This window comes from Pseudomonas citrullilanati, assembly GCF_030580855.1.
GTDB lineage: Bacteria > Pseudomonadota > Gammaproteobacteria > Pseudomonadales > Pseudomonadaceae > Aquipseudomonas > Aquipseudomonas citrulli.
Map to the genome: position 1 here is coordinate 104,409 of NZ_JAUQOP010000001.1, position 17,359 is coordinate 121,767.

Annotated in this window: 15 protein-coding genes; all 15 read left to right on the forward strand. The window is 60.7% G+C overall.

Going from position 1 to position 17,359, the window contains the following annotated elements; translation table 11 throughout:
- Positions 1–271 precede the first annotated feature (271 nt).
- Positions 272–1,009 (forward strand): flagellar basal body rod protein FlgF, encoded by a 738-nt coding sequence (locus Q6A48_RS00395; protein WP_304551030.1) that lies wholly within the window; start codon positions 272–274, stop codon positions 1,007–1,009.
- Positions 1,010–1,058: 49 nt separating this feature from the next.
- A complete protein-coding gene (flgG, locus tag Q6A48_RS00400) occupies positions 1,059–1,844 on the forward strand; it encodes a flagellar basal-body rod protein FlgG (protein WP_042729470.1) in 786 nt (261 codons plus the stop codon).
- A gap of 70 nt (positions 1,845–1,914) precedes the next feature.
- Positions 1,915–2,610, forward strand: a complete 696-nt coding sequence (gene flgH, locus Q6A48_RS00405; RefSeq protein ID WP_304551033.1) for a flagellar basal body L-ring protein FlgH — start codon at positions 1,915–1,917, stop codon at positions 2,608–2,610.
- A gap of 42 nt (positions 2,611–2,652) precedes the next feature.
- The gene (locus Q6A48_RS00410) at positions 2,653–3,726 is read left to right on the forward strand and encodes a flagellar basal body P-ring protein FlgI (RefSeq protein ID WP_161796106.1); all 1,074 of its coding nucleotides are present in this window, start codon (positions 2,653–2,655) and stop codon (positions 3,724–3,726) included.
- A gap of 10 nt (positions 3,727–3,736) precedes the next feature.
- A complete protein-coding gene (flgJ, locus tag Q6A48_RS00415; protein ID WP_304551034.1) occupies positions 3,737–5,041 on the forward strand; it encodes a flagellar assembly peptidoglycan hydrolase FlgJ in 1,305 nt (434 codons plus the stop codon).
- Between the two features lie 10 nt (positions 5,042–5,051).
- Entirely contained in the window at positions 5,052–7,067 is a 2,016-nt protein-coding gene (flgK, locus tag Q6A48_RS00420) for a flagellar hook-associated protein FlgK (protein ID WP_304551035.1), read from the forward strand.
- Between the two features lie 14 nt (positions 7,068–7,081).
- Positions 7,082–8,668 carry a flagellar hook-associated protein 3 gene (locus tag Q6A48_RS00425; protein ID WP_304551037.1) on the forward strand — a complete coding sequence of 529 codons (1,587 nt, stop codon included), beginning with the start codon at positions 7,082–7,084 and terminating at the stop codon, positions 8,666–8,668.
- A gap of 310 nt (positions 8,669–8,978) precedes the next feature.
- Complete coding sequence (locus Q6A48_RS00430) at positions 8,979–9,908, forward strand: ketoacyl-ACP synthase III (RefSeq protein ID WP_304551043.1); 930 nt, start codon at positions 8,979–8,981, stop codon at positions 9,906–9,908.
- A 253-nt stretch (positions 9,909–10,161) separates the two neighbouring features.
- Positions 10,162–11,607: a flagellin N-terminal helical domain-containing protein gene (locus tag Q6A48_RS00435; protein WP_304551044.1), complete on the forward strand. Its 1,446-nt coding sequence runs from the start codon at positions 10,162–10,164 to the stop codon at positions 11,605–11,607.
- 74 nt (positions 11,608–11,681) lie between these two features.
- Positions 11,682–12,032 (forward strand): flagellar protein FlaG, encoded by a 351-nt coding sequence (locus tag Q6A48_RS00440; protein ID WP_304551045.1) that lies wholly within the window; start codon positions 11,682–11,684, stop codon positions 12,030–12,032.
- Positions 12,033–12,115: 83 nt separating this feature from the next.
- Positions 12,116–13,504, forward strand: coding sequence for a flagellar filament capping protein FliD (fliD, locus tag Q6A48_RS00445; protein WP_304551048.1), 1,389 nt, complete (start codon positions 12,116–12,118; stop codon positions 13,502–13,504).
- Between the two features lie 154 nt (positions 13,505–13,658).
- Positions 13,659–14,063, forward strand: coding sequence for a flagellar export chaperone FliS (gene fliS / locus Q6A48_RS00450; RefSeq protein WP_304551049.1), 405 nt, complete (start codon positions 13,659–13,661; stop codon positions 14,061–14,063).
- 24 nt (positions 14,064–14,087) lie between these two features.
- Positions 14,088–14,384, forward strand: a complete 297-nt coding sequence (gene fliT, locus Q6A48_RS00455) for a flagellar protein FliT (RefSeq protein WP_304551050.1) — start codon at positions 14,088–14,090, stop codon at positions 14,382–14,384.
- Positions 14,385–14,553: 169 nt separating this feature from the next.
- Complete coding sequence (locus Q6A48_RS00460; RefSeq protein WP_042732558.1) at positions 14,554–16,029, forward strand: sigma-54 dependent transcriptional regulator; 1,476 nt, start codon at positions 14,554–14,556, stop codon at positions 16,027–16,029.
- A gap of 134 nt (positions 16,030–16,163) precedes the next feature.
- The gene (locus Q6A48_RS00465) at positions 16,164–17,354 is read left to right on the forward strand and encodes a sensor histidine kinase (protein WP_304551402.1); all 1,191 of its coding nucleotides are present in this window, start codon (positions 16,164–16,166) and stop codon (positions 17,352–17,354) included.
- The last annotated feature ends 5 nt before the right edge of the window (positions 17,355–17,359 follow it).

Consider the following 17,359-nt stretch of genomic DNA (forward strand, 5'->3'; position numbering starts at 1 on the left):
CTCACAAATCCCAGGAGCACTGGAGGTTCAATGTGGGGGCGAGCCTGCTCGCGATGGCGGCAGTGGCCGTTACCGAAGGACAAGCATTGCCACCCACCGGCATGACACCGCCGGTTTTTCGTCTTCAAAACCTCCCCTTATTCTCTGCCAAGTGCTGCATGTCCTTTGTTTGCCGGGCCGCGAGGCGCCAGAAAAAAGTTGGTCTGCAAATTGCTTAACGCTGTGCAACACAGCAGTGGACGGCAAACGTCCGGCATGCAGAGGAACGACAGTGGACAAGTACCTTTATGTGGCAATGACCGGCGCTAGCCAGAACGCACTGGCGCAGCGGGCCCATGCCAACAACCTGGCGAACATCTCCACCAATGGTTTTCAGAAAGACCTGGAGCAGGCGCGCTCGATGCCGGTATTCGGCGACAGCTTTCCGGCGCGGGCGTTTGCCATGTCCGAGCGACCTGCCACGGACTTCACGCCGGGAGCGCTGGTGCAAACCGGCCGCGACCTCGACGTGGCGGTCAGTGGTCCGGGCTGGATGGCGGTACAGAATCCCGATGGCGGTGAAAGCTATGTGCGCACCGGCAGCCTCAATGTCGACGCCCTGGGCGTGCTGCGGGCCGGCAACGGCATGCCGGTGATGGGCAACGGCGGTCCTATCGCCGTGCCACCGGAGCAGAAGATCGAGATCGGCCAGGACGGCACCATCAGTATCCGCGCCATGGGCGAAGGCCCGCGGGTGATGGCCGAGGTGGACCGTATCAAGCTGGTCAACCCGGACCTCAAGAACATGACCAAGGGCCTGGACGGTTCGATCCGGACCAAGGACGGCCAGCCGGCGCCCATCGATGCCACCGTGCAGCTGGTGTCGGGGTTCCAGGAAGCGAGCAACGTCAATGCCGTGGACGAGATGACCTCGGTCCTGGCCCTGGCCAAGCAGTTCGAGCTTCACGTGAAGATGATGAACACCGCCAAAGAAGGCGACGAGGCTATGGCTCGGGTCTTGCAGATCTAACTATCAATGACAGCGTCGCGCCGATAATCAGGCGTACGAGGAGAATCGAATGCTTCCGGCTTTGTGGGTTGCCAAAACAGGTCTGTCCGCCCAGGACACCAACCTGACCACCATTTCCAACAACCTGGCGAACGTCTCGACCACGGGTTTCAAGCGTGATCGCGCCGAGTTCCAGGACCTTCTGTACCAGGTCAAGCGCCAGCCAGGTGCCCAGTCGACCCAGGACAGCGAGCTGCCGTCGGGCCTGCAAGTGGGTACCGGTGTACGCATCGTCGGCACCCAGAAGAACTTCAACGCCGGCAGCCTGCAAACCACCGAGCAGCCGCTGGACATGGCCATCGACGGTCGCGGTTTCTTCCAGATCCTGCAACCGGACGGCACCACGTCCTACACCCGTGATGGTACGTTCCACCTCGACTCCAATGGCCAGATCGTCAACGCCAGTGGTTTCGCCCTGGAGCCGGCCATCATCATTCCGAACGATGCCCAGACCTTCACCGTGGGCCGCGACGGCACCGTGTCCATCACCGTGGCCGGCAACCCGGCCGCCCAGGTGATCGGCAACCTGCAGACCGCCGACTTCATCAACCCGGCCGGCTTGCAGGCCGTGGGCAACAACCTGTTCCTGGAAACCGCCGCCAGTGGTGCGCCACAAATCGGCACCCCGGGCCTGAACGGTTTCGGCACCACGCTGCAGAACACCCTGGAAACCTCCAACGTGAGCACGGTCGAGGAGATGGTCAACATGATCACCACCCAGCGTGCCTACGAGATGAACTCCAAGGTGATCTCCACCGCCGACCAGATGCTTTCGTTCGTCACGCAGAATCTGTAATCGTCGCAATATCCGTACTTACGTAGACAGGGCGGCCCGCAGGTCGCCTGCAACACCGAGAGGTAGGGTCATGAAACGCTTTGCATCTGTACTGGCTTTGAGTGGGATCACCGCGCTTGCGGGCTGTGTCGCGCCAACGCCCAGGCCCAATGACCCGTACTACGCGCCGGTGTTGCCGCGCACGCCGTTGCCGGCGGCCGCCAACAATGGCTCGATCTACCAGGCCGGTTTCGAGCAGAACCTGTACAGCGACCGCAAGGCGTTCCGGGTCGGTGACATCATCACCATCACCCTGAACGAGCGGACCCAGGCCAGCAAGAACGCCAACTCCCAGTTGGACAAGACCAGCAAGACCAGCGTCGGCCTGACGTCGCTGTTCGGCTCCAGCCTGACCACCAACAACCCGCTGGGCAGCAACGACCTGAGCCTCAACGCCGGCTATGAGTCCGACCGCGCCACCAAGGGCGACAGCAAGTCCGGCCAGAGCAACAGCCTGACCGGTTCGATCACCGTGACCGTCGCCGACGTGCTGCCCAACGGCATCATCGTCGTGCGCGGCGAGAAGTGGCTGACCCTCAACACCGGTGACGAGCTGGTGCGCATCGCCGGCATGGTACGTGCCGATGACATCGCCACCGACAACACCGTTTCGTCCACCCGTGTGGCTGATGCGCGCATCACCTATTCGGGCACCGGTGCCTTTGCCGATGCCAGCCAGCCCGGTTGGTTCGATCGTTTCTTCCTCAGCCCGAAGTTCCCTTTCTAGGTGGCCCAGTTGAATCTTAAACAGCTGTTGCTCGGTGCGCTGATGATGTCGGCAGCCTTCGCCGCCCAAGCCGAGCGCCTGAAGGACATCGCTAGCATTTCCGGCGTGCGTTCCAACCAGTTGATCGGCTACGGCCTGGTCGTGGGCCTCAATGGCACCGGCGACCAGACCACCCAGACCCCGTTCACGCTGCAGACCTTCAACAACATGTTGTCGCAGTTCGGCATCAAGGTGCCGGCCGGTTCCGGCAACGTGCAGTTGAAGAACGTCGCGGCGGTGTCGGTCAGCGCCGACCTGCCGGCGTTCGCCAAGCCCGGCCAGCAGGTGGACATCACCGTTTCCTCCATCGGCAACTCCAAGAGCCTGCGTGGCGGCACCTTGCTGCTGACGCCGCTCAAGGGTATCGACGGCAACGTCTACGCCATCGCCCAGGGCAACCTGGTGGTGGGCGGGTTCGATGCCGAAGGTCGCGACGGCTCGAAGATCACCGTCAACGTTCCGTCAGCCGGTCGCATCCCTGGCGGTGCGTCGGTGGAACGTGCGGTGCCGAGCGGTTTCAACCAGGGCAACAGCCTGACGCTGAACCTCAACCGTTCCGACTTCACCACCGCCAAGCGCATCGTCGACAAGATCAACGACATGCTCGGCCCAGGCGTGGCCCAGGCCATCGACGGCGGCTCGATCCGGGTCACCGCGCCGCTGGATCCGAGCCAGCGTGTCGATTACCTGTCGATCCTGGAAAACCTCGAAGTCGATCCGGGCCAGGCCGTGGCGAAAGTCATCATCAATTCGCGCACCGGCACCATCGTGATCGGCCAGAACGTCAAGGTCTCGCCGGCCGCCGTGACCCACGGCAGCCTGACCGTGACCATCACCGAAGATCCGATCGTCAGCCAGCCGGGCCCGCTGTCCAATGGCCAGACCGCCGTCGTGCCTCGTTCGCGGGTCAATGCCGAGCAGGAAGCCAAGCCGATGTTCAAGTTCGGCCCGGGCACCACTCTGGATGAAATCGTCCGGGCGGTAAACCAGGTCGGCGCGGCGCCAGGCGACCTGATGGCGATCCTCGAAGCCCTGAAGCAGGCCGGCGCGTTGCAAGCCGACCTGATCGTGATCTGAGGGTCGAACCATGGATATGCGCAAGGGCACTTTGATCAGCGGGGATTCGGGTTCCTATTCGGACCTGAACCGCTTGAACCAACTCAAGGTGGGCGACAAGAACAGCGACGGCAACCTGCGTAAAGTGGCGCAGGAATTCGAGTCGCTGTTCCTCGGCGAAATGCTCAAGTCCATGCGTTCGGCCACCGAGGCCCTGGGCAAGGACAACCCCATGAACACGCCCGAGGCCAAGCAGTACCAGGAAATGTACGACCAGCAGTTGGCCGTTTCCATGTCCCGCGAGGGCGGTGGTATCGGCCTGGCCGATGTGCTGCTGCGCCAGATGTCCAAGAACAAGCCACTGGCCCCGGGCGAAGCGGCCACGTTGTCGGCGGCCAAGCAGCAAGAGGCGTTGGACAGGGCGACCAAGGCGGCGGTACCGACGCCGGTCGCTGCCGGCACCCTGCCCACGGATGGCCCGTTGTCGCGCACCAGCGGCCAGCGCCCACTGTGGGCCTCGCGGGCCGTCAGTGCACCCCAAGGCGTCGAAGGCGGTCATCGCAACGACATGGAATTGATCAACCAGCGTCGCCTGGCCTTGCCACCGAAGCTGGCCGACCGCCTGCTCGCCGGCCTGGTGCCGTCGGCCTCGGTCGCTGCCGAGGCCCCGGCGCAGAACCTGCTGCCGGATCGTGCCGTCGCCGCCGTCAAACCGGCGACGGGCGAGCTGGGCAATGGCGATTGGTTGGCCGCGCTCAAGGCCGCCGACTCGAAACCGGACATGCAGGTCTATGGCCGCGCCGTCGCGCAGCCGCCACTGGCGCCGGCCCGCAAGGCCTTCCGCGATGCCGACGAATTCGTCAACGCCATGTTGCCGATGGCCAAGGAAGCGGCGGACCGCATCGGCGTCGACCCGCGTTACCTGGTGGCCCAGGCCGCCCTGGAAACCGGTTGGGGCAAGTCCGTCATGCGCCAGCCTGATGGCAGCAGCAGCCACAACCTGTTCGGCATCAAGGCGAGCCAGAACTGGAAAGGCGATTCGGCGCGGGCGATCACCAGTGAGTTCCGCAACGGCGCGATGGTCAAGGAGACGGCCGAGTTCCGTTCCTATGCGTCCTATCGCGACAGCTTCCATGACTTGGTCAATCTGTTGCAGAGCAACAGCCGCTATCAAGATGTGCTGAAGTCGGCCGATAACCCGGAACAGTTTGTACGCGAGTTGCAGAAGGCCGGTTACGCCACCGACCCGAACTACGCCAGCAAGATTTCGCATATAGCCCGGCAGATGACGAGTTACCAGAACTACGCATCGGCAGGCGCCACCACGACGTTATAAGGTCTGAACCATGAGTTTGCTCAATATAGGGATGTCGGGTCTGTCCGCGAGCCAGTCCTCGTTGATGACCACCGGTAACAACATTGCAAACGTCGATACCGCCGGCTATTCGCGTCAGCAGAGCGTGCAGACTACCAAGGCGTCGAACCAGTACGGCAATGTGTTCATCGGCACCGGCACGACCCTGGCCGATGTGCGCCGGGTCTATAGCAGCTACCTCGACGCACAGTTGCGTACCTCCACGTCCCTCGACAATGACGCTCAGGTATACCTGGGGCAGGCCTCGCAGGTGGACAAGCTGTTGTCCGACAGCGGTACCGGCGTTACCAAGACGCTGCAATCATTTTTCTCGTCGCTGCAAACCCTGGCGGGCAACTCCAACGACACCGCTGCGCGCCAGGCATTGCTGACCAATGCCCAGGGCTTGAGTAGCCGCTTCAATGCCATTTCCCAGCAATTGACCCAGCAAGCCACCTATATCAATGACCAGTTGGGCTCGATGACCGAACAGGTCAATAAGCTGGCGGCTACTGTGGCGGTGTACAACCAGAAAATCAGTGAAGCCACGGGATCAGGCGCGGGTGGCATGCCCAACGACTTGCTCGACCAGCGCAACGAAGCCGTTCGCCAGCTGTCCGCGCTGATCGGCACGCAGGTCACCGAAACCGATGGCCGGATGGATATCTATCTGGGCAGCGGCCAGCCTCTGGTCGTTGGCAATACCTCCAATACGCTGCAGGTCGCGCCTGACCAGAATGATCCGTCGCGTTCGGCGATCATCATGACCCGCGGCAGCTCGACGATCGACATCACCTCCGTGACCAGCGGTGGGCAGATTGGCGGCCTGTTGCGCTACCGCAACGAAGTGCTGACTCCGGCCGTCAACAGCCTGGGTCGCATCGCCATGGTGGTGACCGACCAGGTCAACAGGCAGCTGGCCCAGGGCGTGGACCAGAACGGCAATTTCGGCGCGGCGCTGTTCAACGATATCAACAGTGCAACGGCCGTCAGCCAACGCAGCATTGCCAATGGCAACAACAACCCTGCGTCGGGCAACCTGAACGTCACGATCAAGGACACCAGCAAGCTGGCGGCCAGCGATTACCAGGTCACCTTCAGCAGCGCTACCGGCTACAGCGTGCGTCGTCTGTCGGATAACACCGACATGGGCACATTCACCCTGGGTGCGACGCCTGCGCCGGTCATCGACGGCTTCAGCCTGAGTCTCAATGCCGGTCCGGTGAACGCTGGCGATACCTTCAAGATCACCCCGACCCGCAGCTCCTCGGCGGACATGACCGTGGTCATGACCGACGCCAAGACCCTGGCCACCGCCGCTCCGTTGACCTCCACGAAAGCCTCGGGCAATGACGGCACGGGTACTGTCAGCCAGCCGACCCTGAGCACCGTCCTGGATATCTACGATCCGGTCCAGCGGCTGGAAGTGCAGACCGCCGTCAAGGGCTCGATGCCGGTTCGCCTGCTCATGACCAGCGCCACTGCCTACCAGGCGTTCGATGCCAAGGGCAACAGCATAGGCACCGGCACCATCGTGCCGGGCCAGAACAACGACCTGAGCATTTCAGTGCCGTATGTCGACGGCGGCGGCGTCGCGAAAACCTTCAGTGTAGCGATGACCCTCAGCGGCAGCCCGGCGGCGGACGACAGCTTCAATATCTCCATGACCGTGGCAAGCAGCACCGACAACCGCAACGCCCAGGCATTGCTCGGCTTGCAGACCAAGGCCACGGTCGGCGCCAATGCCACCAGCCCCGGTGTGAACTTCACCGACGCCTACGGATCGCTGGTTTCGGCAGTCGGCGCCCAGGCCAAGCAAGGCCAGCTCGATGCCACGGCGACCGGCACCATCCTGACTCAGGCGCGCAATTCCCGCGACTCGATGTCGGGGGTCGATCTCGATGAAGAGACCGGCAACCTGGTCAAGTACCAGCAGTATTATTCGGCATCTTCGCAGATCATCAAGGCTGCGCAGGAAACGTTCAACACCCTGATCAACGCCCTTTAAGGAGCCGTAAAAACATGCGTATCTCTACTGCACAGTACTATGCGACGACGGCGGCCAACTACCAGCGCAACTTCAACAACCTGGTCAAGACGTCCGAGCAGGCCAGCAGTGGCGTGAAGCTGGAGACGGCGGCGGATGATCCGGTTGGCGCGGCCCGCCTGTTGCAGCTCGACCAGCAAAAGGCCATGTTGGGCCAGTACACCAACAACATCAACGCGCTGAACACGGCTCAGGCCCAGGAAGAAGCCGTCCTGGACAGCATCAACAATGTGCTGCAGAAAGTCAGTGAGCTGGCCGTGCGTGCCGGTGGCGGTTCGTTGAACGACGACGATCGCAAATCCATCGCCGCCGAGCTCGGTGCGTCGGAAGACCAATTGCTGAGCCTGATGAACAGCAAGGACGCCAACGGCAAGTACATGTTTTCCGGGGCGAGCAACAACACCGAACCTTTCGTGCGCAACAGCGACGGCACCTATAGCTACCAGGGCGACCAGACCCAATTGCAGTTGAAGATCGGTGACTCGATGTCGTTGGGGCTCAACGATACCGGCTGGGATGTCTTTCAGCAGGCAATCAATGCCAGTCGCAGCACGGCAACGAGGACCGCGCCTGCCGTCGACGATGGTCGTGTGGCCTTGTCCCAGGGGCTGGTCAATTCCAACCCTGATTTCGATGCGAAATTTCGCAGCGGCCAGCCTTACACCTTGTCGTTCAGCAGCAGCACCCAGTTCGTCATCACCGATGCCTCGGGCAATAACGTGACCGCCGAAGCGACCCAGGGTGGTGTCTTCGATCCGAAGAAGGAAGGGGGCTCCGATATCAGTTTCCGGGGCGCGATCTTCAAGCTGGACATCACGTTCCAGGCAGGCGACAACCCCGCCGATGCCGCCAGTGCCGATGCGGTGATCGCCGGCCACAGTTTCCAACTGGCAACCAAGCCTGACAGTTTTGTCGCCAACCGCGCCCCGAGCAATGGTTCCACGGCGGTGATCAACCAGTCGGCCGTCACCAATGCGGCGGACTACAAGAGCTTTTTCCCTGAAGGTGGCGCGGTGATGAAGTTCACCAGCCCCACCACGTTCGATTTGTACGCCCGGCCATTGACCAGCTCCAGTGCACCCGTCACTTCCGGAACCGTGGCGGCGGGCGTGGCGACCGCGGCCGGTGTCAGCTTCACCTTGGGTGGCGGTGCGCCGGTGGCGGGGGACCAGTTCGACATTGCAGTCAACACTCACCAGACCCAGAACGTGCTCGATACCATCGGCCAATTGCGCCAGACCCTGCAAGCGCCAACCCAAGGCAACCCGGCCGCACAGCGCTTGCTGGAGGACACCATCGCTTCGGCCATTGCCAACCTGGGGAATGCCAAGAACCAGGTCGACCTGGCGCGTGGCGCCATCGGCGCCCGGGGCAATGTCATGGACATGCAAAGCGAACAGAACCAGAGCACCAGCCTGATCAATGACTCGACCCAGAACGGGATCAAGAACACCGATCCGGCCGAAGTGCTGACCCGCCTCACATTGCAGCAGACCATGCTGCAAGCGGCACAGCTGGCATTCTCGAAGATTTCCCAGTTGGGCCTGTTCAACAAGCTTTGATTCGGTCTTGACCGTTTGCAGCCAGCCCCTGTCACAGGGGGCTGGCTTTTTTTATGGTTTTTTTCAGCTATTACAGGGGGGCAGGGGTGCGTTCGCGCCCTGGAAATAGAATAAAGCCCCAATCGTCAGTGACCTGTCAGTCAAAACGCGCATCTTCACTGTATCCTGTCTACGGGCGGTGAAAGTGGTGAGTTGCTCGAGGCGATCCTCGGGTTCCTGAGTTGCCTTTTCCGGGGACCGATCCCTGACTGTAGACGCCCCTCGATTCAGCGAGCGGCGGTGTTCAGCTGTTTATTATTGGGAAGCCATGATGATTGGCATAAAAAATATAGCGAGTTACGTGCCGGCGGCCGGAGTTGACAACTACGCCCAGGGGGCAAAGTTCGACAAGGACGAAACCTTTATCCTCGGCAAGATCGGCTCGGCATTTTTGCCGCGCAAGGGGGCAGAGCAGGAAACCTCCGATCTGTGCGTCGAAGCCGTCAATGCACTGTTCGCCGCCAGCCCCGAGCTCAAGCGTGAGTCCATTGATTGCCTGATCGTGGTCACCCAGAACGGTGATGAGGAAGGCTTGCCACACACCGCCGCGATCGTTCAGGACAAGCTGGGCTTGCCGACCCATGTCGCGGCCTTTGATATTTCCCTGGGGTGTTCCGGCTACGTATACGGCATCTATGCGCTCAAGGGTTTCATGGAAGCGGCAGGGCTGAAGAATGGCCTGTTGGTGACCGCCGACCCTTATTCCAAGATCGTCGATCCGCAAGATCGCAATACCACCATGCTCTTTGGCGATGCCGCTACGGCGACCTGGATGGGCGAGAACGCCATCTGGCAGCTGGGCAAGTCGAAGTTCGGTACTGACGGTGCCGGTGCGCCTCACCTTAAAGTCAGCGACGGTGTGTTCTTCATGAACGGTCGCCAGGTCTTCAATTTCGCCTTGTTGAAAGTCCCGGCGCATTTGCACGAGTTGCTGGAAGAGTCAAATCTTCAACCTGGCGATATCGATGCGTTCTGCATTCACCAGGGCAGCGCGGCCATCGTCGATGCCGTGGCGCGTCGCTTCGATGAGAGTGGTTCGGCCACGTTCGTCAAGGACATGCTCGAAACCGGTAACACGGTGTCGTCGAGTATCCCGCTGCTGTTGCAGAACCATGTGTTCGACTCCAAGTGGACCCGCGTGGCCATCAGCGGCTTCGGCGTGGGGTTGTCCTGGGGGTCGGCGATTCTCTATCGCGGCTGACCCCCGTTAGCCTCGCGCATCAGGAAAAACGCCCGGAGACAAAGGTCTTCGGGCGTTTTTCGTTTTTCTGACGCCAGAAAAAAATGAGCTAAAGCCTTGAAAATAAAGGACTGGCAAGCTGCCATTAAAAATATCCAAAAATCCCCTCAAGCAAAGCACCTTCACGACGATAACTAGTATGTAGGTTCTCTAGGCCACACCCGACGGATGTCAGGGCCGGAAGCCGCAGTCTCCATCCAACGAGGATTTCGTCATGGCTTTAACAGTAAACACCAACCAGGCATCTCTGAACGTACAGAAGAACCTGACCAACGCTTCGAACGCGCTGCAGACTTCGATGCAACGTCTGTCTTCCGGCTTGCGTATCAACAGCGCTAAAGACGATGCGGCCGGTCTGCAAATCTCCAACCGTCTGACCAGCCAGATCAACGGCCTGCAGACTGCCATCAAGAACGCCGGTGACGGTATCTCCATCGCCCAGACTGCTGAAGGTGCGATGCAAGAATCCACCAACATCCTGCAGAAAATGCGTACCCTGGCCCTGGCTTCCGCCAACGGTTCGCCAAGCGCCGATGACCGTAAGTCGAACAACTCCGAATACGCCGCTCTGACCGCTGAGCTGAGCCGTATCGCTACCACCACCACCTTCGGTGGTCGCAAGATCCTCGACGGTTCGTTCGGTACCACCGCTTTCCAAGTGGGCGCCAACGCCAACGAAACCATCAACATGACCCTGGGTGACGTGTCGGCCAACAACATCGGCTCCCAGCAGCTGAAAAGCGTGGCCATCGCGCCAAGCGCTACCGGTGTTGCCGGCGGTGCGATCGCTATCACCGGTGGTGGCCAGACCGCTAACATCACTGTTGCTGCCGGCCAGTCGGCCAAGGCTACCGCCGCTCAACTGAACGGTGCTGTAGGCGGCCTGTCGGCTACCGCTAGTACCGAAGTCAAGTTCGGTGTCAACACCGCAGCCATCACCGGTGCTGTTCCTGGCACCGCGAACTTCACCATCCAGGTAGGTTCGGGCACCGCAGTCAGCATGGTTGGTGTAACCGACACTGCTGGCCTGGCTGACCAACTGAAGTCCAACGCTGCCAAGCTGGGTATCAGCGTTAACTTCAACGCCACCACCAACAACCTGGAAATCAAGTCGGACACCGGTGAGAACATCACCCTGAACGCAGGTGACGCCAGCGCCATCGCCGGTATCACTGTAGCTGCCAAAGATGGTGCTGGTAACTACGGTGCCGCTGTAGCCGCCGCCGCTACCGCTATCCAGGTGACCGGTGCTGTGTCCCTGAACTCCACCAACAGCTACTCGATGAACGGCGCTGGTGCTACCGGTCTGTTCGTAGCCGCCGGTACTACCGTCAGCTCGGTCAAGACCGTAGTGAGCAACACCGACGTGACCACTGCAACCAACGCGCAAAACGCGGTTGACGTGATCACCCAGGCCATTGCCAACATCGACTCCCAGCGTGCTGACCTCGGTGCCGTTCAAAACCGTTTCGACAGCACCGTGGCCAACCTGCGCAGCATCTCGGACAACTCCACCGCTGCTCGTGGTGTGGTCCAGGACGTCGACTTCGCGTCGGAAACTGCTCAGCTGACCAAGCAACAAACCCTGCAACAGGCTTCCACCGCGATCCTGTCCCAGGCTAACCAGCTGCCAAACGCTGTACTGAAGCTGCTTCAGTAATCCCGGCGCTTGGTGACTGACGGAAGGGCGCGTTTACGTGCCCTTTCGTCTTTTCCGTGAAGAGGAGATTCAGCATGGACATGAGCGTTAAATTGAACCTGTCTTATCCTACCGTCGCCCCTCAGGCCGTAACCCCCGCGGCGGCTGCCAAGCAGGATGCGCCCAAGGTCGAAGCCGTGAAGTCGTTGGACGCCGAGCCTAAGCGCGAAGACCTGGAAAAGGCGGTGACCGATATCCAGGAGTTCGTACAGGCGGCCCAGCGCAAGCTGGATTTCTCTATCGATGATTCTACCGGTCGAGTCGTGGTCAAGGTCATTGCGACTGAAAACGGTACCGTGATTCGTCAGATTCCTTCGGAAGCTGCATTGAAGTTGGCGCAAAGCCTATCGGACGCCAGCAACCTGTTGTTCAATGACAGGGTCTGAGCTGGCACGAATATTGTTGCTATCGTTTTCCAAGGCGCTTGCAGTCAAGAAAACGGCAGCCACCAGATTAATGGAGAAATATGATGGCGGGTACAACGGTTAGCGGTATTGGTTCGAACATCGATACTCAGTCGATCGTGGCGTCCCTGGTCGCCGCCGAGAAGGCGCCGAAACAGACCCAGATCAACAACCAGACGCTGAAAGCGACTACCTCGCTGTCGTCTATCGGCAAGATCCAGGCAGCTTTGGACGCGTTTCGTGGTGCGTTGGACAACATGAAGACGGCCTCCAGCTTCTCTGGCTTGAGCGGTACTTCCTCCGACGAAAAAGTCGCTACGGTCACCACGGGCAACGGCGCGGCTGCCGGCAGTTTTTCCCTGGTGGTCGACAAGCTGGCCACGGCCTCGAAGATCGCCAGCAAGGTCTTCGCCGGAGGCGCTTCTTCCGTGGTCAACGGCGGTTCCACGCCGACCACATTGAACATCAAGCAGGGTACCAATACCTTCGCAGTCAGCGTTCCCGCTGGCGCGACCCTGCAACAGGTCCGTGACTCCATCAACTCCCAGTACGCCAACCAGGGCCTGAGCGCCAACATCGTGACGGATGCCAGCGGTTCTCGAATGGTATTGACGTCGACGACGACGGGTGTCGGCTCGGACTTGACCCTGACCGGAGACTCGGGTCTGGAAACCGGTACTTCGGTCCTGGGAACACCCCAGAACGCCCAGTATCGCCTCGATGGGCTGGCCATGGAATCCAAGACCAACACCATCGCGGACGCTGTGAGCGGTGTAACCCTCAAGCTGACAGGGGTGTCCGTGGTGCCGTCTGGCGGTACCGCGACGCCGACCACTATCTCGGTGGCCGCCAGCAGCTCGACGCTGAAGTCTTCGGTCAAGGGCTTTGTCGATTCCTACAACGCACTGATCAAGGCAGCCAACGCCGAGACGCAGGTCACCACCAATGCCGACGGTACCGTGACCTCCGGTGCGCTGACGGGCGATGCTTCGCTGCGTTCGCTGTTGTCGGCGGTGCGTACCGAACTCAATGCAATGTCGGGCACCGGCCAGCTGAAGGCGCTTTCGCAGTTCGGCGTCCAGACCGACCAGAAGACCGGCATGCTGTCGATCAACGACAAGCTGTTCGACGCTGCGGCATTGACCAATGCGGCGGACATCAATGGGATCTTCTCCGGCGATACCGGCCTGCTGGCGCGTCTGAAGACAGCCACCGAAAGTTTTGCCCAGAGCAAGACGGGGGTCTTTGCGGCACGTTCGGCCAGCCTCAGCGAAAGTCTGACTGATCTGAAAAAGCAGCAGGACACCTTGGATTCACGGATGGCAAGCCTGCAAACGAGCCTGATGGCCAAGTACACGGCCATGGACTCCCTGGTGGCCAAGCTGAGGGCTCAGGGTGACAACATCATGGCCACGCTCAATGCCTTGAACAAATCGTCGTCCTCAGACGATTGATTGAAATCAAGCGTGAAAAAACCCAGGCAGGCTGTAATGACAGCCGCCTGGGTTTTTTCATGAGGGGCGCTCGGCGTTAAAGTTATGCGGTGCTCAGTCGACATAAAGACTAGAGCAATCCATTTTCATTAGTTGTCTGCTACGAGGTAGAAACATGAATCCCATGAGAGCCCTTCGCCAGTACCAGAAGGTCAATTCCCATGCCCAGATCTCTGAAGCCTCACCCCACCGGCTGGTCCAGATGCTGATGGAAGGTGGGCTGGATCGCATGGCGCAAGCCAAGGGCGCGATGGCTCGCGGTGACATCGCTCTCAAGGGGTTGATGCTGGGCAAGGCGGTGGACATCATCATTGGCCTGCGTGACGGCCTGAATCCGGAAAAGACCGAAGATCCGGCTTCGCTCCAGCAGCTCGACAATTTGTACGCCTACATGATGACGCGCCTGATGGAAGCCAATCGCAACAACGATGTCGCGATTATCGACGAAGTCTCGGGCCTGCTCGAAACCTTGAAGAGTGGCTGGGATGCCATCGCAGACCATGCGGCTGCCAATCAATAGGCCGTTGGGCCTGAGGATCACGTGATGAGCCAAGCACTGCAGCGAATAGAACAAACCCGTGATGCGCTGGTCGATGCCCTCGCCGAGCGCAACTGGGAGGCGATCAGCCAGTTGGACCTGGCGTGCCGTTCTTGCATGGAGGACGTCCTGAGCGAGGCTCAAGTGGACGAGGCTGCGTTGCGGATGAATCTTGAGCAGTTGCTGGGGGTGTACAAGCAATTGCTCGAGGCGGCGACGGGGGAGCGCCAGGCGATCGTCGACGAGATGTCGCAAGTCCAACAAGCACAGAACGCCGCAAAGGTTTACCATCTGTTCGGTTAACGCTCAGTTAATCCAAGTCCGCTGCGCCATAAATTTGACTGTGCACGGTTTTTTGACTTAACTAGTAGCTAATTACAGATTTGAGGCGTCTACAGGCATGACAAGTCTGCAAGCGTCTAGCTTGCCCCCTAATTTCGGGCATTGGGTTGACTAGGGAAGTTGCTATTGCATGTGGCGTGAAACCAAAATTCTCCTGATCGATGACGATAGCGTTCGCCGCCGTGACCTGGCGGTGATCCTGAATTTTCTTGGCGAAGAAAATCTGCCCTGTGGAAGCCACGACTGGCAGCAGGCCGTCGGCTCCTTGTCGTCCAGCCGTGAAGTCATTTGTGTCCTTATCGGGACCGTCAATGCTCCTGCTACGCTCTTGGGCTTGCTAAAGACACTCTCGACCTGGGATGAGTTCCTTCCGGTTTTGTTAATGGGCGAAAATTCTTCCCTTGACTTGCCAGAAGACCAGCGTCGCCGGGTGCTTTCCACCCTCGAAATGCCGCCCAGCTACAGCAAGTTGCTGGACTCGCTGCACCGTGCGCAGGTCTATCGCGAGATGTACGACCAGGCCCGCGAGCGCGGTCGGCATCGCGAGCCCAATCTTTTCCGCAGCCTGGTCGGCACCAGCCGGGCGATCCAGCATGTGCGCCAGATGATGCAGCAGGTCGCCGATACGGACGCCAGCGTGCTGATCCTGGGTGAGTCGGGCACTGGCAAGGAAGTGGTCGCGCGCAACCTGCACTATCACTCCAAGCGCCGTGAAGCGCCGTTCGTGCCGGTCAACTGCGGGGCGATTCCGGCCGAGTTGCTGGAAAGCGAGCTGTTCGGCCATGAGAAGGGCGCCTTCACCGGCGCGATCACCAGCCGCGCCGGGCGTTTCGAACTGGCCAATGGCGGCACGCTGTTTCTCGATGAGATCGGCGACATGCCCCTGCCGATGCAGGTCAAGCTGCTGCGGGTCCTTCAAGAGCGCACCTTCGAGCGCGTGGGCAGCAACAAGACCCAGAGCGTCGACGTGCGGATCATTGCCGCGACCCACAAGAATCTCGAGAGCATGATCGAGATCGGCAGCTTCCGCGAAGACCTCTACTACCGCCTCAACGTATTCCCGATCGAAATGGCGCCGCTGCGTGAACGGGTCGAAGACATTCCGTTGCTGATGAACGAGTTGATCTCGCGCATGGAGCATGAGAAGCGCGGTTCGATCCGCTTCAACTCGGCCGCGATCATGTCCCTGTGCCGCCATGGCTGGCCGGGCAACGTCCGTGAGCTGGCCAACCTGGTGGAGCGCATGGCGATCATGCATCCGTACGGCGTGATCGGGGTGAACGAGCTGCCGAAGAAATTCCGCTACGTCGACGATGAAGACGAGCAGATGGTCGACAGCCTGCGCAGCGACCTGGAAGAGCGGGTGGCGATCAATGGCCACACGCCGGACTTCACCGCCAACGCCTTGTTGCCACCCGAGGGCCTGGATCTCAAGGATTACCTCGGCGGCCTGGAGCAAGGGTTGATCCAGCAGGCGTTGGACGATGCCAACGGGATCGTGGCCCGCGCCGCAGAGCGCTTGCGCATCCGTCGCACCACCCTGGTGGAGAAGATGCGCAAGTACGGCATGAGCCGTCGCGAAGGAGATGAACAGGCGGATGATTGACGCCTGTTTTCCAACCGCCTGATTTTCAGGCGGTTTTTTTTCGGCACGGGTATTGCTACGCCCCTCGCAACGTTCCGTTTAACTGACGGTCAGCCAAGCGAGAGAGCCCGATGAGCCAAGCCGCCCAAGCCCAGATGTCTCCTGTCCCCGATTCGGGACACCTGCCGTCCGCCGAACAGGCTGGCCGGCTTGGACTCGAGCAGGCCTTTTCGCTGTTCGACCAGATGTCCAGCCAACTGACCGACTCCTACAGCTTGCTGGAAGCCCGGGTGACCGAGCTCAAGGGCGAGCTGGCTGTGGTCAGTGCCCAGCGCATGCAGGAACTGGCGGAAAAGGAGCGCTTGGCCAATCGCCTGCAGAACCTTCTCGATTTGCTGCCAGGCGGGATCATCGTCATCGATGCCCACGGTCGCGTGCGCGAAGCCAACCCGGCCGCTTGCCAGTTGCTGGGGCTGCCGCTGGAGGGCGAACTGTGGCGGCACGTCATCGCCCGCTGCTTCGCCCCTCGCGAGGACGACGGTCACGAAGTGTCCCTCAAGAATGGCCGGCGGTTGTCCATCTCGACCCGTTCGCTGGATGCCGAGCCGGGGCAACTGGTGTTGCTCAACGACCTGACTGAAACCCGTCACCTGCAAGACCAGTTGGCTCGCCATGAGCGCCTGTCTTCCCTGGGGCGGATGGTCGCATCCCTGGCTCACCAGATCCGTACGCCGCTCTCCGCCGCATTGCTCTACGCCAGCCATCTGACCGAGCAGTCTTTGCCGATGGAAACCCAGCAGCGGTTCGCCGGGCGCTTGAAGGAGCGTTTGCACGAGCTGGAGCACCAGGTGCGAGACATGCTGGTGTTCGCCCGCGGCGAGCTGCCGTTGACTGACCGCGTGACCCCCAAGGCCTTGCTGCAAGCCTTGCAGGCGGCCGCATCGACCCATGTACAGGGCCTGTCGATTCGTTGGCAATGCGACAGCCACGCCGGTGAGGTGCTGTGCAATCGCGACACCCTGGTGGGCGCGGTGTTGAATCTCATCGAGAATGCGGTCCAGGCCAGTGGCGACGAGATCCGGCTGAAAGTGCATCTCTATACCCGCGACAACACCTTGCGCCTGTGCATCAGTGACAGCGGCAGTGGCATCGAGCCGACCGTGCTGGCACGACTGGGCGAGCCGTTCTTTACCACCAAGACCACTGGAACGGGCCTCGGGCTGACCGTGGTCAAGGCCGTGGCCCGTGCTCACCAGGGAGAATTGCAACTGCGCTCGCGGTTGGGGCGTGGCACCTGTGCAACGGTGCTCCTGCCGCTGTTTGCCAGCGCGCCAGGAATGGAGTGAAGGTA